The sequence below is a fragment of the Citrobacter sp. Res13-Sevr-PEB04-36 genome, assembly GCF_015672735.1.
GTDB lineage: Bacteria > Pseudomonadota > Gammaproteobacteria > Enterobacterales > Enterobacteriaceae > Citrobacter.
This window is the reverse complement of the sequence record NZ_JADABY010000023.1, coordinates 82,685-107,814: the sequence shown is the minus strand read 5'-3', so window position 1 is coordinate 107,814 and position 25,130 is coordinate 82,685. Positions and strand designations below refer to the sequence as shown.

General features: G+C 52.1%; 22 protein-coding genes. 8 read left to right on the top strand and 14 right to left on the bottom strand.

Going from position 1 to position 25,130, the window contains the following annotated elements:
* Positions 1 to 25: 25 nt before the first annotated feature.
* From dxs to xseB, 3 genes are read right to left on the bottom strand one after another with little or no spacing between them, the layout of a single operon-like run.
* Positions 26 to 1,888 carry a 1-deoxy-D-xylulose-5-phosphate synthase gene (gene dxs, locus IMQ48_RS06775; RefSeq protein ID WP_196208405.1) on the bottom strand — a complete coding sequence of 621 codons (1,863 nt, stop codon included), beginning with the start codon at positions 1,886 to 1,888 and terminating at the stop codon, positions 26 to 28.
* A gap of 24 nt (positions 1,889 to 1,912) precedes the next feature.
* Positions 1,913 to 2,812: a (2E,6E)-farnesyl diphosphate synthase gene (gene ispA / locus IMQ48_RS06770; protein WP_196208404.1), complete on the bottom strand. Its 900-nt coding sequence runs from the start codon at positions 2,810 to 2,812 to the stop codon at positions 1,913 to 1,915.
* On the bottom strand, positions 2,813 to 3,055 hold the full coding sequence (gene xseB, locus IMQ48_RS06765) for an exodeoxyribonuclease VII small subunit (RefSeq protein WP_096759458.1): 243 nt from the start codon (positions 3,053 to 3,055) through the stop codon (positions 2,813 to 2,815).
* Between the two features lie 206 nt (positions 3,056 to 3,261).
* Between xseB and thiI the strand changes: the two genes are divergently transcribed.
* On the top strand, positions 3,262 to 4,710 hold the full coding sequence (gene thiI, locus IMQ48_RS06760; protein ID WP_196208403.1) for a tRNA uracil 4-sulfurtransferase ThiI: 1,449 nt from the start codon (positions 3,262 to 3,264) through the stop codon (positions 4,708 to 4,710).
* A gap of 105 nt (positions 4,711 to 4,815) precedes the next feature.
* On the opposite strand, the gene IMQ48_RS06755 is transcribed toward thiI, so the two are convergent.
* From IMQ48_RS06755 to panE, 3 genes are read right to left on the bottom strand one after another with little or no spacing between them, the layout of a single operon-like run.
* Positions 4,816 to 5,898, bottom strand: a complete 1,083-nt coding sequence (locus IMQ48_RS06755; RefSeq protein WP_196208402.1) for a hypothetical protein — start codon at positions 5,896 to 5,898, stop codon at positions 4,816 to 4,818.
* A gap of 32 nt (positions 5,899 to 5,930) precedes the next feature.
* Entirely contained in the window at positions 5,931 to 6,521 is a 591-nt protein-coding gene (yajL, locus tag IMQ48_RS06750; protein WP_196208401.1) for a protein deglycase YajL, read from the bottom strand.
* Positions 6,484 to 7,395, bottom strand: coding sequence for a 2-dehydropantoate 2-reductase (gene panE, locus IMQ48_RS06745; RefSeq protein ID WP_196208400.1), 912 nt, complete (start codon positions 7,393 to 7,395; stop codon positions 6,484 to 6,486). The genes yajL and panE overlap by 38 nt, the downstream gene beginning before the upstream one ends.
* A 175-nt stretch (positions 7,396 to 7,570) precedes the next feature.
* On the opposite strand from panE, the gene IMQ48_RS06740 reads away from it, so the two are divergent.
* Positions 7,571 to 8,062 (top strand): YajQ family cyclic di-GMP-binding protein, encoded by a 492-nt coding sequence (locus IMQ48_RS06740; RefSeq protein WP_096758076.1) that lies wholly within the window; start codon positions 7,571 to 7,573, stop codon positions 8,060 to 8,062.
* Positions 8,063 to 8,156: 94 nt separating this feature from the next.
* On the opposite strand, the gene IMQ48_RS06735 is transcribed toward IMQ48_RS06740, so the two are convergent.
* From IMQ48_RS06735 to IMQ48_RS06700, 8 genes are all read right to left on the bottom strand, one after another.
* Positions 8,157 to 9,521 (bottom strand): MFS transporter, encoded by a 1,365-nt coding sequence (locus IMQ48_RS06735; protein WP_196208399.1) that lies wholly within the window; start codon positions 9,519 to 9,521, stop codon positions 8,157 to 8,159.
* 158 nt (positions 9,522 to 9,679) lie between these two features.
* Complete coding sequence (gene cyoE, locus IMQ48_RS06730; RefSeq protein WP_181688417.1) at positions 9,680 to 10,570, bottom strand: heme o synthase; 891 nt, start codon at positions 10,568 to 10,570, stop codon at positions 9,680 to 9,682.
* Positions 10,571 to 10,581: 11 nt separating this feature from the next.
* Complete coding sequence (locus IMQ48_RS06725) at positions 10,582 to 10,911, bottom strand: cytochrome o ubiquinol oxidase subunit IV (protein WP_196208398.1); 330 nt, start codon at positions 10,909 to 10,911, stop codon at positions 10,582 to 10,584.
* On the bottom strand, positions 10,911 to 11,525 hold the full coding sequence (locus IMQ48_RS06720) for a cytochrome o ubiquinol oxidase subunit III (RefSeq protein ID WP_096758071.1): 615 nt from the start codon (positions 11,523 to 11,525) through the stop codon (positions 10,911 to 10,913). Before IMQ48_RS06720 ends, IMQ48_RS06725 begins: the two co-directional genes overlap by 1 nt.
* The gene (gene cyoB, locus IMQ48_RS06715; RefSeq protein WP_096758070.1) at positions 11,515 to 13,506 is read right to left on the bottom strand and encodes a cytochrome o ubiquinol oxidase subunit I; all 1,992 of its coding nucleotides are present in this window, start codon (positions 13,504 to 13,506) and stop codon (positions 11,515 to 11,517) included. The genes IMQ48_RS06720 and cyoB overlap by 11 nt, the downstream gene beginning before the upstream one ends.
* An 11-nt stretch (positions 13,507 to 13,517) precedes the next feature.
* Positions 13,518 to 14,474, bottom strand: a complete 957-nt coding sequence (gene cyoA / locus IMQ48_RS06710; RefSeq protein WP_096758069.1) for a cytochrome o ubiquinol oxidase subunit II — start codon at positions 14,472 to 14,474, stop codon at positions 13,518 to 13,520.
* Positions 14,475 to 15,199: 725 nt separating this feature from the next.
* The gene (gene ampG, locus IMQ48_RS06705) at positions 15,200 to 16,675 is read right to left on the bottom strand and encodes a muropeptide MFS transporter AmpG (protein ID WP_196208397.1); all 1,476 of its coding nucleotides are present in this window, start codon (positions 16,673 to 16,675) and stop codon (positions 15,200 to 15,202) included.
* Between the two features lie 43 nt (positions 16,676 to 16,718).
* Positions 16,719 to 17,297 carry a lipoprotein gene (locus tag IMQ48_RS06700; RefSeq protein WP_196208396.1) on the bottom strand — a complete coding sequence of 193 codons (579 nt, stop codon included), beginning with the start codon at positions 17,295 to 17,297 and terminating at the stop codon, positions 16,719 to 16,721.
* Positions 17,298 to 17,603: 306 nt separating this feature from the next.
* Between IMQ48_RS06700 and bolA the strand changes: the two genes are divergently transcribed.
* The 6 genes from bolA to hupB all read left to right on the top strand — a co-directional run bounded on the left by bolA (position 17,604) and on the right by hupB (position 24,986).
* Positions 17,604 to 17,921, top strand: coding sequence for a transcriptional regulator BolA (bolA, locus tag IMQ48_RS06695; RefSeq protein ID WP_196208395.1), 318 nt, complete (start codon positions 17,604 to 17,606; stop codon positions 17,919 to 17,921).
* A 346-nt stretch (positions 17,922 to 18,267) separates the two neighbouring features.
* The gene (gene tig, locus IMQ48_RS06690; protein ID WP_196208394.1) at positions 18,268 to 19,566 is read left to right on the top strand and encodes a trigger factor; all 1,299 of its coding nucleotides are present in this window, start codon (positions 18,268 to 18,270) and stop codon (positions 19,564 to 19,566) included.
* 247 nt (positions 19,567 to 19,813) lie between these two features.
* Positions 19,814 to 20,437 (top strand): ATP-dependent Clp endopeptidase proteolytic subunit ClpP, encoded by a 624-nt coding sequence (gene clpP, locus IMQ48_RS06685; protein ID WP_096758064.1) that lies wholly within the window; start codon positions 19,814 to 19,816, stop codon positions 20,435 to 20,437.
* 251 nt (positions 20,438 to 20,688) lie between these two features.
* A complete protein-coding gene (gene clpX / locus IMQ48_RS06680; RefSeq protein ID WP_196208393.1) occupies positions 20,689 to 21,963 on the top strand; it encodes an ATP-dependent protease ATP-binding subunit ClpX in 1,275 nt (424 codons plus the stop codon).
* 187 nt (positions 21,964 to 22,150) lie between these two features.
* Positions 22,151 to 24,505: an endopeptidase La gene (gene lon / locus IMQ48_RS06675; protein ID WP_196208392.1), complete on the top strand. Its 2,355-nt coding sequence runs from the start codon at positions 22,151 to 22,153 to the stop codon at positions 24,503 to 24,505.
* Positions 24,506 to 24,695: 190 nt separating this feature from the next.
* Positions 24,696 to 24,986 carry a nucleoid-associated protein HU-beta gene (gene hupB, locus IMQ48_RS06670; RefSeq protein WP_219352570.1) on the top strand — a complete coding sequence of 97 codons (291 nt, stop codon included), beginning with the start codon at positions 24,696 to 24,698 and terminating at the stop codon, positions 24,984 to 24,986.
* Positions 24,987 to 25,130: the final 144 nt, after the last annotated feature.

Sequence of the window (25,130 nt, the reverse complement as noted above, 5' to 3'; positions counted from 1 at the left end):
AAGCATAGCAGGAGCGGGGAGGGGATTATGCCAGCCAGGCCTTGATTTTGGCATCAATACCGGCGGCATCAAGACCGAGATCGGCGCGCGCTTCGTCCTGCGTCCCCTGCGGGATGAAGAAGTCAGGCAGGCCAATGTTAAGCACCGGGACCGGTTTACGATGCGCCATCAGCACTTCGTTTACGCCGCTGCCCGCGCCGCCCATAATGGCGTTTTCTTCAAGAGTAACCAGCACCTCGTGGCGGGCCGCCATCTCCAGAATCAACGTTTCGTCCAGTGGTTTGACAAAGCGCATATCGACCAGCGTGGCGTTCAGCGACTCCGCAACCTGAGCGGCTTCAGGCATCAGGGTGCCGAAGTTAAGGATTGCCACTTTTGTCCCGTGACGCTTCACGATGCCTTTACCAATAGGTAATTTTTCCAGCGGGGTCAGCTCAACACCAACCGCATTACCGCGCGGGTAGCGCACCACGGCCGGGCCGTTAGCGTAGTGATAACCGGTAAACAGCATCTGGCGGCATTCGTTTTCATCGCTCGGGGTCATAATGACCATCTCCGGGATGCAGCGCAGGAAGGAGAGATCGAACGCGCCCTGGTGGGTTTGTCCATCTGCGCCCACGATCCCCGCGCGATCCACGGCGAACAGGACCGGCAGTTTCTGAATGGCGACATCATGCAGCACCTGATCGTAAGCGCGTTGCAGGAAGGTGGAATAAATAGCGACCACCGGTTTATAGCCGCCAATTGCCAGTCCGGCAGCAAAGGTGACCGCGTGCTGCTCGGCAATCGCCACGTCGAAGTAGCGGTCCGGGAATTTACGTGAAAACTCCACCATACCGGAGCCTTCGCGCATGGCCGGGGTGATCGCCATCAGCTTGTTGTCTTTGGCCGCCGTTTCGCACAGCCAGTCGCCGAAGATTTTGGAGTAGCTCGGCAGGCCGCCGCTGCTTTTCGGCAGACATCCGCTGGAAGGATCGAATTTGGGTACCGCATGGAACGTGATTGGGTCTTTTTCTGCAGGCTCATAGCCACGACCTTTTTTGGTCATGATGTGCAGGAACTGCGGGCCTTTAAGGTCGCGCATGTTCTTCAGCGTAGTGATAAGCCCCAGCACGTCGTGACCGTCTACCGGGCCAATGTAGTTAAAGCCCAATTCCTCAAACAGCGTGCCCGGCACCACCATGCCTTTAATGTGTTCTTCGGTACGTTTAAGCAGTTCTTTAATCGGCGGTACGCCGGAGAAGACTTTCTTTCCGCCTTCACGCAATGAGGAATACAGTTTGCCGGAGAGCAACTGCGCCAGGTGGTTGTTCAGCGCGCCGACGTTTTCTGAAATCGACATTTCGTTGTCGTTCAGGATAACCAGCATATCGGGCTTAATATCACCCGCGTGGTTCATGGCTTCAAACGCCATGCCGGCAGTGATGGCCCCGTCGCCAATCACGCAAACGGTACGGCGCTCTTTGCCTTCTTTCTCGGCGGCAACAGCAATGCCAATACCGGCGCTGATGGAGGTGGAGGAGTGTCCGACGCTTAAAACGTCATACTCGCTCTCGCCGCGCCAGGGGAACGGATGCAGGCCGCCTTTCTGGCGGATGGTGCCGATTTTATCGCGACGTCCCGTCAGAATTTTGTGCGGGTACGCCTGGTGCCCCACATCCCAGATTAACTGGTCAAACGGAGTGTTGTAGACGTAGTGCAGCGCGACGGTCAGCTCAACCGTGCCCAGACCGGAGGCGAAATGCCCGCTGGAACGGCTCACGCTGTCGAGCAAATAGCGGCGCAGTTCGTCGCAAAGCTTGGGCAGGCTCTCTTTTGGTAGCAGGCGTAACTCCTGAGTGGAGTCGACCAGCGCCAGGGTCGGGTATTTGGCTATATCAAAACTCATCGCAAGCTCATCGGATATGTTGGTTTATTTATCACGCTGGATTATGTAGTCCGCTAGCGCTTCCAGTGCCGAGGTATCGAGTGATTGTGCGGCCAGCAGACTGAGCGACTGGCGGGCATCCTCGATTAAATCCCGGGCTTTATTCCGGGCTTGCTCAAGACCCAGAAGTGCAGGATAGGTACTTTTGCCAAGCTGCTGGTCGGCACCCTGACGTTTACCCAATGTTGCAGTATCGCCTACCACATCCAGTATGTCATCCTGAACCTGGAACGCCAGACCGATGCTTTCAGCGTATTTGTCGAGTATCGGCAGGACGTTTCGCCCTCTATCTCCGGCACTTAACGCCCCCAGACGAACGGCGGCGCGAATCAAGGCCCCGGTTTTATGTCGATGGATTTTCTCCAGCGCGTCCAGCTCAACCTGGAAGCCTTCAGCCGCCAAATCCAGCGCCTGACCGCCACACATACCGGCGATTCCGCTGGCCCGGGCCAGCTCGGAGATCATGGCAATGCGATCACGGTCAGCAACCTCGGGCATTGGCGCGTCGCTGATTATGGAAAACGCCAGCGTTTGCAGCGCATCACCGGCTAAAATTGCATTCGCCTCGCCAAACTTAACATGGCAGGTCGGCAGGCCGCGTCGCAGATCGTCGTCGTCCATTGCGGGTAAATCGTCGTGCATCAGCGAATAGGCGTGGATGCACTCAACCGCCGCGGCGGGAGCGTCGAGCGTACTCAGGCTGACGCCAAACATTTGACCGGTCGCGTATACCAGGAACGGGCGCAGACGTTTACCGCCTAATAATGCGCCATATTGCATGGTTTCGACCACGGGAGTGTTCTGAAAGGGCAGTGGCGCGATAAAACGGCTCAGTGCCTGGTTGGCCTGCTCAACGCAAGCCTGTAGCTGCTGCGTAAAATCCATTTACTCATTATCCGGTGTAAAAGGCGTGAGGGCGGCGTCTTCAGTTTCTGACAGCAGGATTTGCACGCGCTGTTCAGCCTGTTGCAACTTAACCTGTCCCTGACGCGCCAGCTGTACGCCACGTTCGAATTCGTTCAGCGCCTCTTCCAGCGGCAGGTCGCCACTTTCCAGACGGGTAACAATCTGTTCCAGCTCGCTCAGCGCTGTTTCAAAGCTGGCGGGCGCTTCATTTTTCTTCGGCATAATGAATGTCTGACTCTCAATATTTTCAGCCCAAGCCATGGTAACGGACTTAGAGCAATTATCAAATAACGCGCAATAGTAAGGCGATGTGCACAGGATGACCATGATGGTGGTATACTTGCGCGCCTGGATGCAGCCGCAGGGTATGGGCTGCTGTATTTTTCCCATTACAAGTCGTTCAGACTTGCCAAAGAACCATTGCCGCCATGAAGTTTATCATTAAATTGTTCCCAGAAATCACCATCAAAAGCCAATCTGTGCGTTTGCGCTTTATAAAAATTCTGACAGGGAACATCCGTAACGTTTTAAAACACTATGATGAAGACCTTGCCGTCGTCCGCCACTGGGACCACGTTGAGGTTCGCGCCAAAGATGAAACCCAGCGTCTGGATATTCGTGACGCGCTGACCCGCATTCCGGGTATTCACCATATTCTCGAAGTAGAAGACGTGCCGTTTACCGATATGCACGATATTTTCGAGAAAGCGCTGGTGCAGTACCGCGATCAGCTGGAAGGCAAAACCTTCTGCGTGCGCGTGAAGCGCCGCGGTAAGCATGAGTTTAGCTCCATTGAAGTGGAACGTTATGTTGGCGGTGGACTGAATCAGCACATTGAATCCGCGCGTGTGAAGCTGACCAAGCCTGATGTGACCGTCAATCTTGAAATCGAAAACGACCGACTGCTGCTGGTGAAAGGTCGCTACGAGGGAATTGGCGGCTATCCGATTGGCACCCAGGAAGACGTTCTGTCGCTGATTTCCGGCGGTTTTGATTCCGGCGTTTCCAGCTATATGCTGATGCGTCGCGGCTGTCGTGTGCACTACTGCTTCTTTAACCTCGGCGGTGCGGCGCACGAAATCGGTGTTCGTCAGGTGGCGCATTATCTGTGGAACCGCTTCGGGAGTTCGCATCGCGTACGTTTTGTCGCCATCAACTTTGAACCTGTGGTGGGTGAAATCCTCGAGAAAGTTGACGACGGTCAGATGGGCGTGGTCCTCAAGCGCATGATGGTTCGCGCGGCGTCTAAGGTGGCCGAGCGCTACGGCGTCCAGGCGTTGGTGACCGGTGAAGCGCTGGGGCAGGTCTCCAGCCAGACGCTGACTAACCTGCGTTTGATCGATAACGTATCAGATACCCTGATCCTGCGTCCGCTGATCTCGCACGATAAAGAACACATCATTAATCTGGCGCGTGAAATCGGTACCGAAGATTTTGCCCGTACCATGCCGGAATACTGCGGTGTGATCTCAAAAAGCCCGACGGTAAAAGCCATTAAAGCGAAGATTGAAGCCGAAGAAGAAAACTTCGACTTCGCCATCCTCGATAAAGTGGTGGAAGAAGCCAACAATATCGATATCCGCGATATCGCTCAGCAGACCGAGCAGACCGTGGTGGAAGTCGAAACCGTGAGCGGTTTTGGTCCCAACGACGTGATTCTCGACATTCGCTCTGTGGATGAACAGGATGATAAGCCGCTGAAAGTGGAAGGCGTGGACGTGGTTCCCCTGCCGTTCTACAAGCTGAGCACCCACTTTGGCGATTTAGACCAGAATAAAACCTGGCTGCTGTGGTGTGAACGTGGGGTGATGAGCCGCCTGCAAGCGCTGTATCTGCGCGAGCAGGGCTTTGAAAACGTGAAAGTGTATCGCCCGTAGTAACTTTTGCCTGATGGCGCTGCGCTTATCAGGCCTACAAGCTGTACGTCTTTGTAGGCCTGATAAGGTGTTTACACCGCCATCCGGCAATGTTGTGCGAAAGCGTTATTCAAATCTAACGGGGAGCGTCTTCCCGTTCGATTCCCAGACGCCCTGATAGGCACCATCTTTTAATTCCAGCGTTATCTTCTCTTGCGCGTGTTCAGCAGCCGACGTCTTCAGTTCATAATGTTGATTGTTTGCAGTGTCGCACTTGCCGGTTAATTCAATCGGTGCGCCAAATTTCTGGTAGTAGTAAGCCCCTTCAAAAGAATCACCGTATTTGCAGTCCACCTTCAGCACGATACGCAGGCTTTTTCCCAGTGTGCCGTACATCACCTTGCCGTCGATACCGGGCGCGGGCTCAACCGGTGTTGTACCCTTTGCGCCAGTCAGATACTGGCCATACGGCGTGAGCTGATTTTGCAGTTCTGCGGTCGGGATTTTCGTGGTGAAATCACCCAACTCGTCGAGCGCACGACTGGCGTGGTTGCTACAGCGTCCGTTCAGGAAGAGCAACTGCTCTTTTTGCAGGGAGAATTTGTCGATGTAATACAAACCGTCGGTCCAGGTGGCGCATGAGGCGTAGAAGTCGGCATAGTTAAAATCCTCGCCTTTTTCTTCTTTTATTTGCTCCGGCGTCCGCGATTTATGCGCCGCAACAAAGACATCGATTTGGCTGCGGATATCTTTTCTGATACGCGTGTTTAATTCGGCGATTGTGGGCCGGGAAAAGAGATCGTTGAGGGTAATTGCTGCGCCGTTGGCTAAGTCGAAGCTCATTGGCACATTGTACGACTCGCAATAGGCCCCGCAGCCTTCGATAAACATGTTAAGGGTCAGAACCTTGGCATCGCGATACTCAACCGTATAGTCAAGGTTTGCGGTGGCATTCATCTCTGATTTCGCAAACTTATTCACTGTCGCCTGCGGATTATTACCCGGTAACTGATTAATGAAGCTTGCGAAAATATAATCGTTAATGCGTTTTGCAACCTTTGGATTATCCGCTGAGGAAAACCAAGGCACGCGATACTGCATCTCTGTGCTGCCGGGATAGTGATACTCAAGGCTCTTAACCCCAAGCTGGGTTGCGGCGGTGGTGCTGGAAAGGAGCAGTAAAGCCACTCCACTCAGATATCCTTTCATAACGGTTCCTTTTAGAGGAGTGGCCTGACGCGTTACTCGTAGTAGTTATAAATTCCTGCGGGTATCACCAGTTGTGACGCCACCTCGTGGGCTTTTTCGCGCCCCACCAGCAGATCAATTATTTTTAAACCAAAATCGATAGACGTCCCTGGTCCCTGGCTAGTCAACAGGTTAACGCGAGGGTCCCAGACGACGCGCTTATCCTGCCACTGATCGGCAGGGATTTTGTCCTTCAGCGCCGGGAAGCCGGTCATGTTACCGAGTGGGAAAATATCATGCGGTACCAGTACGGTAGCGGCAGCGGCACAAATTGCCGCCACAATGCGGCCGGAGCAGTGAAACTGTTTTACGGTTTCAATTAGCAGCGGGCTGTCGCGAAAACACTCCGCACCTTTAATGCCACCAGGTAGCACGATAATGTCGTAATCGCCGTCGGCGACTTCCACCAGCGGCGCATCTGCCAGCAGTTTGACACCGCGTGAGCAAATAATCGTCAGGTTGCCATCGCTGGCGACGCTGGCGGTCGTCACCTGGATCCCGCCGCGAACCAGCAGATCGATAGTGGTGACCGCTTCGGTCTCTTCACTACCAGGGGCGAGACAAACCAGTGCTTGAGCGCTCATACTCACTCTCCTTTCGCTTCACCATTTCAAATAACTGGGCATTTTCCGGAACGGCGATGCCGTGCGCACGCGCGCGTTTCAACAAATAACCGGTAATATAGTCTATCTCAGTATGGCGCAGAGCACGGATGTCCTGCAGCATGGATGAGATATTTTCTGCTGTGCTGTCAATTACTTGCTCAACATAATAGCGTAAATCATCCACGGATGTATGGTGGCCTTCGCGTTCAATAACCGCCGCCACTTCCTGACAGATGAGCGCTATTTTTTCAGGATGCTGGCGCAGTTCGCCGTTTTGGCAGTTCCACAGAGCGGTAAGCGGGTTAATGACGCAATTGACCGCCAGCTTACGCCACAGTTCCGCACGGATGTTATCGTGCCAGGCAACGTCAGGCAGCACTTCTTGCAGGTCCTCAGCCAGATAGCTGAAATCACCATCCTGTTCACGTGCCGGGCCGATGCGTGTTGTTCCTTTCGCCACATGGATAATGACGTTGCCATCACGGCGTGCAGCATGCGTGGTGGTGCCTATCAACAGTGGTTGTGCAATGCTTTGCAGCTCATCAACGGTGCCCATTCCGTTGTGAATTAACAGAATAGGGGAGGTTTTAGGCAGGATTGTTGCCAGACTTTTTACTGCATCAGAAACCTGCCAGGCTTTCAGTGTCACCAGTAACAGATCGCTTTTTGCCAAAAAATCGGGGTCGTTTGCCGTCAGGGATTCATTAAAAACCGATCCATCCGTGTCAATCAAATTAACGCTGCAATAAGGTTGTGGCACGCGTAGCCACCCTTGAACCTCATGTCCATGTTTGCTCAGCGCTGTAAGCCAAAGCTGCCCTAAGGCTCCGCATCCCAGTACGGTAATTTTCATTCATCCTCCTCACCTGCAACAGCACCAGGTGTTAATCCATATCGTCTGCATCCCATTTATTGTTCGCCGCTACCAATGCCACGTACAATTAGGGGATACAGCCTAGTATAGCGCTGTCTGTTGAGTAACTTTGCAGGTATTATGCTTCGCATCAAAAACGAAGGGAGAGGAAAAGATGCCATCTTTCGATATTGTTTCTGAAGTTGATCTTCAGGAAGCGCGTAATGCGGTCGATAATGCGAGCCGCGAAGTGGAGTCACGCTTCGATTTTCGTGGCGTTGAGGCCACTTTTGAGCTGAACGAAGCAAATAAGACCATTAAGGTGCTGAGTGAGTCTGATTTCCAGGTTAATCAGTTGCTGGATATTTTGCGCGCCAAGCTGCTGAAGCGCGGGATTGAAGGGACGTCGCTCGACGTACCGGAAACTTTTACCCACAGCGGGAAAACCTGGTTTGTGGAAGCGAAGCTGAAGCAGGGCATTGAAAGTGCGGTACAGAAAAAAATCGTCAAGCTGATTAAAGACAGCAAACTGAAGGTGCAGGCGCAGATTCAGGGCGAAGAAATTCGAGTGACCGGCAAGGCGCGTGACGATTTGCAATCCGTCATGGCGCTGGTGCGAGGCGGCGATCTCGGCCAGCCGTTCCAGTTCAAGAACTTCCGCGACTAAGCCGTTCTGCCTGATGGCGCTACGCTTATCAGGCCTACCGATCGCACATGCTATTTGTAGGCCGGATAAGGCGATAGTCGCCATCCGGCAATCCTCACGCCTGGCTTATCGCCTGCTCAATTTCAAATCGATTAGTCACTTTGCTGTCGATTTTCACATAGGCAGAATGCTCTTTTGCCACAATTAACACCTCACTCACGCCCTCTTTTGCCTGCAGGCGCTGTTTTAGTGTGTCATCTGCGGCGATCTCAGGGGGGATCTCCACGCGCAGGCTGCTGACATACGGCGGTTCTTTCATAGTGCTGGCCACCAGTAGCCAGATTGCAGCCAACAATGTGCCTGCCAAAAATACCGCCTGACCATCAAACATTTCGACCACCCAACCGCCCAGCGAACCACCGATGGCGACACCGAGGAACTGGCTGGTGGAGTAAACGCCCATCGCCGTTCCTTTATAACCCGCCGGAGATTCTTTGCTGATGAGCGAGGGGAGAAGTGCTTCCATCAGGTTAAAGGCGAGGAAGAAGAGCTGAACGCCTGCAATCAGCCCCCAGAAACGAATGTTAGCGCTCCACAGGACAATCTCAGCAGCCAGGATCAGCACCACACACGAGAGGAATACCCGCTTCATCCGGCGTTTTACTTCGGCATAGATGATGAACGGCACCACGGAAACAAAGGACAGCAGCATCGTCACCAGATAAATCTTCCAGTGTTCGGCGGCGGGAAAGCCCGCTTTTGCCAGCTGGCCTGGCAGGGCGACGAAAGTGGACATCAGTAAAATATGCAGGCACATGATGCCAAAATTGAGCTTCAGCAGTTTAGGCTCCGCCAGGACTTTACTGAAGCTGCCTTTGACCATGCCCGATTCGCGGTTCAGCACGTGGGTGGTGCTATTGGGAACCACCCAAATGGTCAGTACGATACCGGTGGTTGCCAGTGCGGCGATCATCCAGAACAGCGCGTGTAATCCCAGCGCGTGGGTAACGATCGGCCCAAGCACCATGGCAATGGCGAAGGTGATACCAAAGCTGACACCAATAAACGCCATCGCTTTTGTGCGGTTCTGTTCGCGGGTTAAGTCAGACAGCAGCGCCATCACCGCGGCGGCAATCGCCCCGGAACCCTGCAGTGCACGTCCGAGTATAATTCCCCAGATAGAGTCCGAGAGCGCGGCGATCACGCTACCGAAAACGAATATCGCCAGCCCGCCGACGATAAGCGGTTTGCGCCCGATGCGGTCGGATAGCAAGCCGAAAGGGATCTGGAAGACAGCCTGTGCCAGACCATAAATGCCGATGGCAAGCCCGATCAGCGCTTCGCTGGCGCCCTGCAGCGCCATGCCATAGGTAGTCAGAACCGGCAGGACCATAAACATGCCAAGCATGCGCAACGAGAATACGGTCCCTAAACCCCAGGTGGCGCGCAACTCACCGGGCGTCATTTTATAATCGTTCATTCCCACCTCTGTATTAATTTCGCGCCTAGTGTAAAGCGGTATGCGGGCGGGGTAAATATGCGCTTCATTAACAAATGTTGTGGTTGTGAGGGGAGGGGGGATAGCAACACGACAAATAAAAAAGGGTGCCGAAGCACCCTTTATAGTATGAGCAGATTTTACCAGACGTAAGTCAGCAGGTTCTGCGAGTTTGGCACCATAAAGTCGACGGACATCATCACGGAAAGCGCGGTAATGGCGATGATGGAGAAACCGAACAGCTTGCGCGCCCAGACTCTGTCATCTTCCACTTTATATCCGCGCAGCGCCATGCCCAACCACCAGACGCTCACCGCCGCAGCAACAATCAGGTATTTATAACCTGCATAGCCGCCCAGGGTTAGCATCAACGTGGCGATAGCAAACGCTACGATGTACAGCGTGATATGGTTTTTCGCGACCGAAATACCTTTCACCACCGGTAAAACCGGGATGTTGGCAGCCTGATAATCCTTGAAACGGAAAATCGCGATGGCGTAAGAGTGCGGCATCTGCCACAGGCTGAAAATAGCCAGCAGAATCAGCGCACCGCTGTCAAAACTTCCCGTCACGGCGCAGTAGCCAATCACCGGCGGCGCTGCGCCGGAGAGTGAACCAATCAGCGTACCGTAGACCGAGTGGCGTTTCATATACAGGCTGTACACGCCAACATAGACCACGAAGCCCATCACCCCCAGCCAGCAGGCCAGAGGGTTCGCGCCAAACCACAGCAGCATAAAGCCAGCAATACCCAGCAAGGTGGCGTATACCAGCGAGACCGCAGGAGAAATCAGACCTTTAACCAGCACGCGGTTTTTGGTCCTCTCCATCTTCCTGTCGATATCCCTGTCGATGTAGTTGTTAAATACACAACCCGACGCCACAACCAGTGACACCCCAACCAACGTGTAGATAAACAGGGGATAATCAATGCTGCCTTTAGAGGCCAGCAGGAATCCACCAATCACCGAGATCAGGTTGCCAAAGATGATGCCTGGTTTCGTTACTTGCAGGTATTGCTTAAACATCATAATCGCCGCTCTTAGTGCATCATCATGTTGTAGTTCAGGTTCCACATAATCCAGATGGAGCCCACAACCAGAATGGCGATGATTAGCACAGTAAAGACAAAGGCCGTCATGTTCCAACCTTCATCAGATTTGCTATTCATGTGCAGGAAGCACACCAGGTGAACCAGTATCTGTACCACTGCCATAATGAGGATAGTCCCCAGAATAACGGCAGGAGAGGCAGAACCTGTCATCACCATCCAGAACGGAATAACCGTCAGGATTACCGACAGGATAAAACCTGTCATATAGGTTTTTACGCTGCCATGGGATGCGCCGCCGCTCACGTTTGAATGACTCATTACATCGCCCCCATCAGATAAACAACAGTGAACACGCAGATCCACACCACATCCAGGAAGTGCCAGAACAGGCTCAGGCACATGATGCGGGTACGGTTAGTGCTGGTCAGGCCGCGACGGGCAACTTGCACCATCAGCACCGCCATCCAGATAAGACCGGAAGTGACGTGCAGACCGTGCGTACCAACCAGCGCGAAGAACGCCGACAGGAAGCCGCTACGATCCGGGCCCATATCGTTAACAATCAGGTGATGGAATTCATAGATTTCCATCCCGATGAATCCGGCACCGAACAAGAAGGTCAACGCCAGCCAGGAAATCACCTGGCTCTTGTTGTTCTTGTACATGGCGATCGCCGCCATGCCGTAAGTAATGGAGCTGAATAACAGCAGGAAGGTCTCTACCAGTACGAACGGCAGCTCAAAAATGTCCTTACCTGTTGGGCCACCTGCGGTGCCGTTCACCAGAACGGCATAGGTTGCAAACAGAATAGAGAACAGAATGCAGTCGCTCATCAGGTAGACCCAAAATCCGAAGATTTTGTTCTGACCTGCATCGTGGTGCCCGTGTTCGTGCGCGTGGGCATTCGCGTGCGCTAAAGTATCAGTTGCCATTTTTCAGCCCTGCCTTAGTAATCTCATCGAAATGCTGATTTTCCAGTTTTTCGACTTCCGGGACCGGCACGTAGTAATCCACGTCTTCATCAAAGCTTTTCACGATCCAGCTGATAATCATGCCTGCGAAGCTTGCAATTGCCAGCCACCAGATATGCCAGATCATGGCGAAACCAAACAGTGTCGCGAAGGCGGTAATGACGATACCGGCGCCGCTGTTCTTCGGCATATGAATCTCTTCATAGTGCGTAGGTTGCTTATACGCTTCGCCTTTTTCTTTCATTTCCCAGAAGGCATCACGCTCGTGAACGTGTGGCACAACGGCAAAGTTGTAGAACGGAGGCGGGGAAGAGGTTGCCCACTCCAGCGTACGACCACCCCACGGGTCACCGGTCAGGTCACGGTTCTGCTCGCGGTCGCGAATAGACACGTAGATCTGAATCAGCTGGCACAGGATACCCAGTGCAATCAGCGCGGCACCGCAGGCAGCAACGACCAGCATCGGATGGAACTGCGGGTCAATCTGCTGGCTGAGACGACGGGTCATACCCATAAAGCCCAGCACGTACAGCGGCATAAATGCCACGAAGAAGCCGATGATCCACAACCAGAATGCGCGTTTGCCCCAGGTTTCGTTCAGCGTGTAGCCAAACGCTTTTGGCCACCAGTAGGTCATGCCAGCGAAGCAACCAAATACCACGCCGCCGATGATAACGTTGTGGAAGTGCGCAATCAGGAACAGGCTGTTGTGTAGTACGAAGTCTGCACCCGGAACCGCCAGCAGTACACCGGTCATACCGCCGACTGAGAAGGTCACGATGAAGCCAATCGTCCACAGCATCGCTGAGTGGAATACGATACGGCCCTGATACATGGTGAACAGCCAGTTGAAGATCTTCACCCCGGTCGGGATGGCGATAATCATGGTGGTAATACCGAAGAAGGCGTTAACGTTAGCGCCTGCACCCATAGTGAAGAAGTGGTGCAGCCAAACAACGAACGACAGAACGGTGATACACACGGTTGCCCACACCAGCGAGGTGTAGCCAAACAGGCGTTTACGCGAGAAGGTCGCTGCGATTTCGGAGAACACCCCGAAGACTGGCAGAATCAGAATGTACACTTCCGGATGGCCCCAGGCCCAAATCAGGTTGATGTACATCATCATGTTGCCGCCCATATCGTTGGTAAAGAAATGGGTGCCCAGATAGCGATCCAGGGTTAGCAACGCGACGGTAACCGTCAAGATTGGGAAAGAGGCGATAATCAGGATGTTGGCGCACAGAGATGCCCAGGTAAATACCGGCATCTTGAACATCGTCATACCCGGTGCACGCATCTTGATGATGGTCACAAAGAAGTTGATACCGGTTAAGGTTGTACCTATACCGGACAACTGCACCGCCCATATCCAATAATCAACCCCAACGCTTGGGCTGTACTCTATTCCCGAGAGCGGCGGATAGGCCAGCCAGCCGGTCTGTGCGAATTCACCTACGCCCAGAGACAGGTTAACCAGGATAACGCCGACAACGGTGAACCAGAAGCTCAGGTTGTTCAGGAAGGGGAAGGCAACGTCACGTGCGCCGATCTGCAGCGGAACCACCAGGTTCATCAGACCGATAACAAATGGCATGGCGACGAAGAAGATCATGATCACGCCGTGAGCCGTGAAGATCTGGTCGTAGTGGTGAGGAGGCAGGAAGCCCGCTTCACCTGCTGACGCCAGCGCCTGCTGACTACGCATCATGATGGCGTCAGCAAAGCCACGAATCAACATGACGATGGCGACGATGACATACATGATGCCAAGGCGTTTGTGGTCAACCGAAGTCAGCCACTCTTTCCACAGGTAGGTCCACTTACCGAAGTAAGTAATGAGGCCCAGTAAGGCCGCCCCACCGATGATAATGGCAGCGATCGTAACCATGACGATTGGTTCATGGAACGGGACTGCATCCAGTGTCAATTTTCCGAACATCGTATTCTTCCTCAGCCCCTTGAGTTCGCGGATTCCGCGTGGCTCATGTCCATGCCTTCCATTCCTTCGTGTGCGCTGTGCTCACCTTCTGGTTTGGCCATGTCCATGCTCTTACCGTGAGCCATAAATTTGTTAATAACGTCTTTAAACAAATCCGGTTTCACGTTGGAGAAATATTCCACCTGGTTGTATTCGCTTGGTACAGCCACTTTCTCGAACGCAGCCATGTCACTCATGGTGTTCGTGGACTGTTTAGCTTTAGCAACCCATTGGTCGAATTCGGCGCGGTCCTTTGTTGCAATAGCCTTGAACTTCATGCCGGAGAAACCTGGTCCGCTGTAGCTTGCGGAGATACCATCATAAGTACCGGCTTCGTTGGCGATCAGATGCAGTCGAGTCTGCATACCGGCCATGGCATAAATCTGGCTACCCAAACGCGGGATGAAGAAGGAGTTCATCACGGAGTTGGATGTCACTTTGAATTCAACCGGAGTGTTCGCCGGGAAGGCGATTTCATTCACGGTAGCGATACCCTGTTCCGGATAGATGAAGAACCATTTCCAGTCCATGGAAACCACTTCGATGGTAATGGGCTTCTCGTCATGCGCCAGCGGCTTGCTTGGCTCAAGCGCGTGTGTGGTTTTCCAGGTCAGCACGGCAAGGAAAATGATGATTAAGATAGGCACCGTCCAGACCACAGCTTCCACTTTATTGGAGTGTGACCAGTTCGGGCTGTACTTCGCATCTTTATTGCTTGCACGGTACTTCCAGGCAAAACCAACAGCCATCAAGATGGCAGGAATAACGACGATCAACATCAGGCCAAATGCCGTCAGTATCAATGAACGTTGCTCCAGGCCAATCTGTCCTTTAGGGTCAAGCAGCGCAGAATTACAGCCACTGAGTAATGCAGTGCCTGCAATTAATGACAACCATCCCAAACTTTTATTGTATTTCCTGAGTCTCATTTAACGACCTCAATTCCACGGGACCGGGTGGCGTTTAAAGTGTGAGGGCATTTTACGGGAAGGTTACATTACTGTAAACATCATTGGATCTGTGTTACTGGGTTCTGCCGTGCATGTCACATATGTTGCAATATATGCCGCATTGACTTTAAGAACCTGTTGCAACACCACGTTATAACGAAAGCGGACGCGCGGGGGCAGTGTGGAGGTCAATTGGTATAACCAATGCAAAAATAAAACAATTAATTAACAATTGATTATCAATAAAAGGACAAATAAAGAACAAAAAATAGAATCGTACTGGCTGAATCGAGTAAGGAAAATAGAATTTATAAAAGGCGTCAATAATTTCCGAAATCTATGGCGCACAAAACAACAAATAATATTTTTACTAAGTGTTGTTTATTTAGCCGTTATAATTACGCAGGGTTATTACAACGGCCAAATATGCTCGTCATACTTCAAGCTACGGGTGTGTTGGCAATAACTCGGCCCATCCTGGGCCTCACCCTTACGGGCGCTGTGAACAGCGTTCAAATTCGTTCCCGACGAATTTGTCCTCGCTCACCCCAGTCACTTACTTATGTAAGCTCCTGGGGATTTGCTGCGTCGCCGCGTGATTCGGCCTTTCGGCCTCTCCCCTACGGGGCCAGCACAAGCGCTGTTCAAAACGCTCACGCCTTTTGTCCCGTAACTCGAATTATTTAGAGCATAAATATGCAACATCACGCCAGACGCGTTTTACGCAGCGCCAGATAATCCAGCAATCCACCGAATACCACACCGCAGACGGCGACCACGACCGCAACTTCAAGCAGTTCCGGCAGGAACGAGAAGTGAGTGTAGTCCAGGGCGTTCATTGTCAGCAGTAACAGCCAGACCACCAGCAAACAACAGCCCGCCACCAGCGTCATCAATGCCAGGTTGTAGGCACCGCGAAACTCTGTGCGTGGGATAAAGCTTTCGTTTTGCCAGCTATGTTCCAGCGTCTGGCGACAAACCAGCAGCAGAATAAGGCCTGGGATCGCAGCAAAGACGGAGAACAGATAAAACGTGGGCCAACCGTGTGCTTCGACAAACCAGCCTGCCACCGGACCGACATAAACGCGTCCAACCGCGGAAAGCGCGGAGAGCAGGGCAAACTGTGTTGCGGAGAAGGATTTATTACACAGCGTCATCAGCAGAGCGACAAATGCTGCTGTCCCCATGCCGCCGCACAGGTTTTCGAAGAATACCGCCGCACCCATGCTAAACATATGTTTGTCGGTAATGGAGAGCAACCAGTAACCCGCGTTCGATGCGCCCTGCAAAATGCCGAAAATCAGCAATGCGCGAAACAGAGACAGGCGTTGCATCAGGATCCCGCCGTACAGTGCGCCAACAATTGTCGCCAGCAGCCCCAGCGTTTTATTGACCACCCCAACTTCACCGGCGTCAAATCCGACGCCGCGAATTAAAAACGTGGTGGTCAGGCTCATGGCGAAGGCATCGCCAAGTTTATATAACACAATCAGCAGCAGGATTAACCAGGCGTTGTTACGGCCAAAGAAATCGCGCAGTGGCGCGGCAACAGCTTGTTCCAGCGTTTTAGGGACCGGAATCGCATCTGTGGGTTCGGGCGCTAACAGGGTGGCGATAATACACGGTATCAGCAGGGCCGCCATCAGCCAGTACATACCCTGCCAGCCAAGCCAGCGATCGGCCATCCACAGCGCCAGCCCACCGGAAACCAGCATCCCTAAGCGGTAGCCGAGCACGCTGATGGCCGCGCCGGTGCCGCGTTCTTCGGCGGGTAAAACATCCGTTTTCCAGGCATCAAAGACGATATCCTGCGACGCTGAGCAAAAGGCGATGACTACCGCCAGTGCTGCCATCCATCGCAACTGAGTGCCGGGCTCCAGAAAACCCATTGCAGCAATAGAAATCAGCAGCAAAATCTGCGTGGTCAGCAGCCAGCCGCGACGTCGACCCAAAAATGGCGGTGTGTAGCGGTCCATCACTGGGGACCAGAGGAACTTAAAGACGTAGGCCTGACCGACCAGAGAAAAGAAGCCGATAGTTTTAAGATCGATGTTCTCGACCGTCATCCACGCCTGAAGCGTACCGGAGGTCAGTGCGAGCGGTAAACCGGAAGCAAAACCCAGCATCAGCAGAATTGCTGACTTCGGTTGCTGAAAAATACGTAAGTAGTGACTGGACATGGCGTCTTTAGGCCCGACGTGCGCCGGGCCATAAGGGCAGAAATTAACGTGCGTTCTGCTTGATGAAATCGTGAACGCTGGTGTCCTGAGACATATCAGCGATGGTGTCGGTCAGGACGCTGTTAACGGCATCGGCAATATTTTTGTTTGAGGCCTGCAGTGCACCTTCAACAGAATAGCTTGCGCGGTAGTTTTTGGTCATCTTGTTGCCGTTGGCTGCGGTCGCAATAATGGCGATGTCTGCTTTGGTGGCGATGTTATAGCGTACGCTACCCTGAGACACGTCAGCGAACAGCTGGCTAACAATGATTTGCAGGTTAACTGCACCGTTTGGACCAATCATATAACCGCGCGCGGTCATCTGTTTTTCCAGCACTTCTTGCAGCAGGAAACGCAGATCGCGGGATGCGGTCAGAGTCACCAATTGGTTGTCGCGGGTGACTTTGGCCAGTGCCTGATCCTGACGCTGATCGGCTCCATTAATGCTCACCGTCACACCCATCAGGCTCGGATCCTGCTGTGGAAGGGTAATTTTTGGCGAAACGTCAATGGTGGTCGGTGGCGTTGCGCATCCAGCTAACATAAACAGCGCGACTAACGGAAAGAGGATTTTTTTAAACATGCCAGGGTTCTCAGTGGATCTACATTTTATGGTTAGAGAAAATTCCCGCCATCATAACATCGCCTGCGACGAGGGGAAGTGGGTAACGCATGTTAATTCATCGTGTTGTCCGTTTATCTACTTTGTTGAGACCATAAATGGACTTTATGCAATAAAACCAACGGGTGAATCAGTGAACTTCATTCGTTTGGCTGAGAAAATCAGATAAACGCTAATTTTTTGTTGCTAAGGTGTAATGGAAACGGTAAAAGCGGCTAGTATTTAAAGGGATGGGTGACATCTCAGCGTTGTCGGAGGAAAAATTTCATGATGATTCGTGAGCAAATAGAAGAAAAATTAAGGGCAGCGTTCCAACCCGTGTTCCTCGAAGTTGTGGATGAAAGCTATCGTCACAATGTTCCGGCAGGTTCTGAAAGCCACTTTAAGGTTGTGCTGGTCAGCGATCGCTTTACTGGTGAACGTTTTCTTAATCGTCATCGGATGATTTACAGTACGTTAACGGCGGAACTTTCCACAACTGTACATGCCTTAGCCCTGCATACCTACACTGTTAAGGAGTGGGACGCATTGCAAGACACGATTTTTGCATCGCCTCCTTGTCGTGGGGCGGGCAGCATCGCGTAGAAAAACGGATTTGCAACAACCGGCGCTTTTCCAGTATGTTGCTACAGATTATGTGAAAACGGCCTGCGGGCCGTTTTGTTTTGTCTGAATTCTGAGCCAGGCGTACAGTATTCAGACAAAAATTAGCCGGGAATTGTGAAAAAAGCCGCAGCAACGCGCGATAACCGTTCTCGACTCATAAAAGTGATGCCGCTATAATGCGCGTCTTATTTTTCGGAATGTCTTCGGGATGATTCTGACGACAGGGAATGTGATTGATTTTGAGAACATCCCGGTTCCGCGAAGCCAACAACCTGTGCTTGCGGAGAAGAGTTGACCGAGCACTGTGATTTTTTGAGGTAACAAGATGCAAGTTTCAGTTGAAACCACTCAAGGCCTTGGCCGCCGTGTAACGATTACTATCGCTGCTGACAGCATCGAGACCGCTGTGAAAAGCGAGCTGGTCAACGTAGCGAAGAAAGTGCGTATTGACGGCTTTCGCAAGGGAAAAGTACCGATGAATGTTGTTGCTCAGCGTTATGGCGCTTCTGTTCGCCAGGACGTTCTGGGCGACCTGATGAGCCGTCACTTCGTTGATGCAATCATCAAAGAAAAAATTAATCCGGCTGGTTCTCCGAACTACGTTCCGGGCGAATACAAACTGGGTGAAGATTTTACTTACGCGGTAGAATTTGAAGTTTACCCGGAAGTAGAGCTGAAGGGTCTGGACGCAATCGAAGTTGAAAAACCGGTTGTTGAAGTCACCGACGCTGACGTTGACGTCATGCTGGACACTCTGCGTAAGCAGCAGGCGACCTGGAAAGATAAAGACGGCGCTGCTGATGCAGAAGACCGTGTCACCATCGACTTCACCGGTTCCGTAGACGGCGAAGAGTTCGAAGGCGGCAAAGCGTCTGACTTCGTACTGGCGATGGGCCAGGGTCGTATGATCCCGGGCTTCGAAGAAGGTGTTAAAGGTCATAAAGCTGGCGAAGAATTCACTATCGAAGTGACCTTCCCGGAAGACTACCACGCTGAAAACCTGAAAGGTAAAGCGGCTAAATTCGTTATCAACCTGAAGAAAGTTGAAGAACGTGAACTGCCGGAACTGACTGAAGAATTCATCAAGCGTTTCGGCGTGGAAGATGGTTCTGTTGCCGGTCTGCGTGCTGAAGTGCGTAAAAACATGGAACGCGAGCTGAAAGGCGCCGTGCGTAACCGCGTTAAGTCTCAGGCGATCGAAGGTCTGGTAAAAGCGAATGACATCGACGTTCCTGTTGCCATGATTGACAACGAAATCGACGTTCTGCGTCGTCAGGCTGCACAGCGTTTCGGTGGCAACGAGAAACAAGCTCTGGAACTGCCGCGTGAACTGTTCGAAGAACAGGCTAAGCGTCGCGTTGTTGTTGGCCTGCTGCTGGGCGAAGTGATTCGTACCAATGAGCTGAAAGCTGACGAAGAACGCGTAAAAGGCCTGATCGAAGAGATGGCTTCTGCTTACGAAGATCCGAAAGAAGTGGTTGAATTCTACAGCAAGAACAAAGAGCTGATGGAAAACATGCGTAACGTCGCTCTGGAAGAGCAGGCTGTTGAAGCGGTTCTGGCGAAGGCAAAAGTGACTGAAAAAGCCACTACCTTCAACGAACTGATGAACCAGCAGGCGTAATTCGTCGCGTTTTTAGCACGAAATTCGCACATAAGCCCGTCACCTTCCGGTGGCGGGTTTTTTTTTGTCACGCATTTTGCATGGGAAGGGTGCGAAAACAGCGTTTCAGTGTTAGCGTTACAACAAAAGATTGTTATGCTTGAATTATGGCGATGTCGTACCCATTACTGAGGGACTAGCTGATAATCCGTCCATAAGGTTACAATCAGCACAGCAGGTTTTTTCAAATTTTATCCAGGAGACGGAAATGTCATACAGCGGCGAACGAGATAACTTTGCACCCCATATGGCGCTGGTGCCGATGGTCATTGAACAGACCTCACGTGGCGAGCGCTCTTTTGATATCTATTCTCGTCTACTTAAGGAACGCGTCATTTTTCTGACCGGCCAGGTCGAAGACCATATGGCTAACCTGATCGTGGCGCAGATGCTGTTCCTGGAAGCGGAAAACCCGGAAAAAGATATCTACCTGTACATCAACTCCCCGGGTGGGGTAATTACAGCAGGGATGTCTATCTATGACACCATGCAGTTTATTAAGCCTGATGTCAGCACCATTTGTATGGGCCAGGCGTGCTCAATGGGTGCGTTCCTGTTGACTGCAGGGGCAAAAGATAAACGTTTCTGCCTGCCTAACTCTCGCGTCATGATCCACCAGCCTCTGGGCGGTTACCAGGGCCAGGCAACGGATATTGAAATTCATGCCCGTGAAATTCTTAAAGTGAAAGGGCGCATGAATGAACTCATGGCGCATCATACGGGTCAATCGCTTGAGCAGATTGAACGTGACACCGAGCGCGATCGCTTCCTCTCTGCTTCTGAAGCAGTAGAGTACGGTCTGGTTGACTCGATTTTGACCCATCGTAATTGATGCCCAGGACGCAAGTGTGTCGCTATACACTTCATCCTTAACGCTACCTCTTTGTTGGCTGCCAGCGCTCCCCCCAGTTACTTACTTATGTAAGCGCCTGGGGAGTCGCTTAGTTGCCGCCTCGATGTAGCTCGAATGATTTTGTGTATATACTAATGAAGGGCGGCACAACGCTGACAAGCGGCTTGCGCCTGTGAATGGCATTTGCGTCGTCGTGTGCGGCACAAAGAACAAAGAAGAGGTTTTGACCCATGACAGATAAACGCAAAGATGGCTCGGGCAAATTGTTGTACTGCTCTTTTTGCGGCAAAAGCCAGCATGAAGTGCGCAAGCTGATTGCCGGACCATCCGTGTATATCTGCGACGAATGTGTTGATTTATGTAATGACATCATTCGCGAAGAGATTAAGGAAGTCGCACCGCATCGTGAACGCAGTGCGTTGCCGACGCCACATGAAATTCGCAACCACCTGGACGATTACGTTATCGGTCAGGAGCAGGCGAAGAAAGTGCTGGCGGTCGCGGTATACAACCATTACAAACGTCTGCGCAACGGCGATACCAGCAATGGCGTCGAGTTGGGCAAAAGTAACATCCTGCTGATCGGCCCTACGGGTTCCGGTAAAACGCTGCTGGCTGAAACGCTGGCGCGCCTGCTGGACGTTCCGTTCACTATGGCTGACGCCACCACCCTGACTGAAGCGGGTTATGTGGGTGAGGACGTTGAAAACATCATTCAGAAATTGTTGCAGAAGTGCGATTACGACGTACAGAAAGCGCAGCGCGGTATTGTCTATATTGATGAGATCGACAAGATCTCGCGTAAATCAGACAACCCGTCCATCACGCGTGATGTTTCCGGCGAAGGCGTACAGCAAGCGCTGTTGAAACTGATAGAAGGTACGGTTGCCGCTGTGCCACCGCAGGGCGGACGTAAACATCCGCAGCAGGAGTTCTTGCAGGTTGATACCTCTAAGATCTTGTTTATCTGTGGCGGCGCATTTGCCGGTCTGGATAAGGTGATTGCTAACCGTGTTGAAACCGGCTCAGGCATTGGTTTTGGCGCGACGGTAAAAGCCCAGTCCGATAAAGCCAGCGAAGGTGAACTGCTGTCGCAAGTTGAGCCGGAAGATCTGATCAAATTTGGTCTAATCCCTGAATTCATCGGGCGTCTGCCGGTGGTGGCAACGCTGACCGAACTGAGCGAAGACGCGCTGATCCAAATCCTGAAAGAGCCGAAAAACGCCCTGACCAAGCAGTATCAGGCGCTGTTCAATCTTGAAGGCGTGGATCTGGAATTCCGTGACGAAGCGCTGGATGCTATCGCCAAAAAAGCGATGGCGCGTAAAACCGGTGCGCGCGGTCTGCGTTCTATCGTAGAAGCAGCACTGCTCGATACCATGTACGATCTGCCTTCTATGGACGATGTCGAAAAAGTGGTCATCGACGAGTCCGTTATCGGTGGTCAGAGTAAGCCATTATTGATTTACGGTAAGCCGGAAGCACAGCAGGCATCTGGCGAATAATTAACCAATTTATACAATCGGTTAATCAAAAAGGGGGGATTTTATCTCCCCTTTTATTTTTCCGTAAACATGGCGTTGAATGTGTGGGAAACATCCCCATATACTGACATACATGTTAAAGGTGGTAAGAAGAAGCACAGCAATACCATCTGATTACCTGGCGGACACTAAACTAAGAGAGAGCTCTATGAATCCTGAGCGTTCTGAACGCATTGAAATCCCCGTATTGCCGTTGCGCGATGTGGTGGTTTATCCGCACATGGTCATACCCTTATTTGTAGGGCGGGAAAAATCTATCCGTTGTCTGGAAGCGGCCATGGACCATGATAAGAAAATCATGCTGGTCGCACAGAAAGAAGCGTCAACGGATGAGCCGGGTGTAAACGATCTTTTCACCGTCGGGACCGTGGCCTCTATTTTGCAGATGCTGAAACTGCCTGACGGCACCGTAAAGGTGCTGGTCGAGGGGTTACAGCGCGCGCGTATTTCTGCGCTATCTGATAACGGCGAGCATTTCTCTGCGAAAGCGGAGTACCTTGATTCGCCGGCCATTGATGAGCGCGAACAGGAAGTGCTGGTGCGTACCGCAATCAGCCAGTTCGAAGGCTACATCAAGCTGAACAAGAAAATCCCACCAGAAGTGCTGACGTCGCTTAATAGCATTGACGATCCTGCACGTCTGGCGGACACCATCGCTGCGCACATGCCGCTAAAACTGGCGGACAAGCAGTCCGTGCTGGAGATGTCCGACGTTAACGAACGTCTGGAATATCTGATGGCGATGATGGAATCTGAAATCGATCTGCTGCAGGTCGAGAAGCGTATTCGCAACCGTGTGAAAAAGCAGATGGAGAAGTCCCAGCGTGAGTACTATCTGAATGAGCAAATGAAAGCCATTCAGAAAGAGCTCGGCGAGATGGACGACGCACCGGATGAAAACGAAGCGCTGAAGCGTAAAATCGACGCGGCGAAAATGCCGAAAGAGGCAAAAGAGAAAGCGGAAGCAGAACTGCAGAAGCTGAAAATGATGTCTCCGATGTCGGCAGAAGCGACCGTGGTACGTGGCTATATCGACTGGATGGTGCAGGTACCTTGGAACGCGCGTAGCAAGGTCAAAAAAGACCTGCGTCAGGCGCAGGAGATCCTTGATACCGACCATTATGGTCTGGAACGCGTGAAAGATCGTATTCTTGAGTATCTTGCGGTTCAAAGCCGAGTCAACAAAATCAAGGGGCCGATCCTGTGTCTGGTAGGGCCGCCGGGGGTGGGTAAAACCTCTCTGGGGCAGTCCATCGCCAAAGCGACCGGGCGTAAATACATCCGTATGGCGCTGGGTGGCGTACGTGACGAAGCGGAAATCCGTGGTCACCGCCGGACCTATATCGGTTCAATGCCGGGCAAATTGATCCAGAAAATGGCTAAAGTGGGCGTTAAAAACCCGCTGTTCCTGCTCGATGAGATCGACAAAATGTCTTCCGACATGCGTGGCGATCCGGCTTCCGCACTGCTAGAAGTGCTGGATCCCGAACAGAACGTGGCGTTCAGCGATCACTACCTGGAAGTGGACTACGATCTCAGTGACGTGATGTTTGTTGCGACTTCAAACTCCATGAACATTCCGGCTCCGTTGCTGGATCGTATGGAAGTGATCCGTCTGTCCGGTTATACCGAAGACGAGAAGCTAAACATAGCTAAACGTCACCTGTTGCCAAAACAGATTGAGCGTAACGCGCTGAAAAAAGGTGAACTGACGGTCGACGATAGCGCCATTGTGGGCATTATTCGTTACTACACCCGTGAAGCAGGTGTGCGTAGTCTGGAGCGTGAAATCTCCAAACTGTGCCGTAAAGCGGTTAAGCAGCTATTGCTTGATAAATCACTGAAACATATTGATATTAATGGCGATAACCTGCACGACTATCTGGGTGTGCAGCGCTTTGACTACGGCCGTGCGGACAGCGAAAACCGCGTGGGTCAGGTCACCGGTCTGGCGTGGACGGAAGTGGGCGGCGATCTGCTGACCATTGAAACCGCCTGCGTACCGGGTAAAGGCAAGCTGACCTATACCGGTTCTCTGGGGGAGGTGATGCAGGAATCTATTCAGGCAGCGCTGACCGTGGTACGCGCACGTGCGGAAAAACTGGGTATTAATCCGGACTTTTATGAAAAACGTGACATCCACGTTCACGTACCGGAAGGGGCAACGCCGAAAGACGGCCCAAGTGCAGGTATTGCCATGTGTACCGCGCTGGTGTCGTGTCTGACCGGTAACCCGGTTCGTGCGGATGTTGCCATGACCGGCGAGATCACCCTGCGGGGTCAGGTTCTGCCAATTGGTGGTTTGAAAGAAAAGCTGTTGGCAGCACACCGTGGTGGTATCAAAACGGTCTTAATTCCTGATGAAAACAAACGTGACCTGGAAGAGATGCCGGATAACGTTCTCGCCGATCTGGACATCCATCCGGTGAAACGCATTGAGGAAGTTCTGACTCTGGCGCTGCAAAATGAACCGTCCGGAATGCAGGTTGTGACGGCAAAATAGTGACCTCGCGCAAAGAGCACTAATAAAAACAGGGCTGGCAGGCCATTTCGGACTTGCCAGCCTTTTTTTGTATAGCTAATTTAGATGACGGATTAGGCTTGCCATCATTAACGGGTGTTGTAAGGGCATGGCAGGCCTGATATAACTGCTGCGCGTTCGCACTTTGAAGGATTCAGGTGCGATATAAATTATAAAGAGGAAGAGAAGAGTGAATAAATCTCAACTGATCGACAAAATTGCTGCAGGGGCTGATATCTCCAAAGCTGCGGCTGGACGTGCGTTAGATGCAATTATTGCTTCTGTTACCGAATCCCTGAAAGAAGGTGATGACGTAGCGCTGGTAGGTTTTGGTACTTTTGCCGTTAAAGAGCGTGCTGCCCGTACTGGTCGCAACCCGCAAACTGGTAAAGAGATCACCATTGCCGCGGCTAAAGTACCGGGTTTCCGTGCAGGTAAAGCACTGAAAGACGCGGTAAACTAAGCGATTCCCCCTATGGGGATGTGACTAAGTACAAGGGCGCATCAACAGATGTGCCTTTTTTATTTGTGATTCCGGGACTTTCTACGTGTTGTGTGCTGACAATCGCCCCTGTTTCTTGTCACAATAGACCTTTGTGCGCAGCGT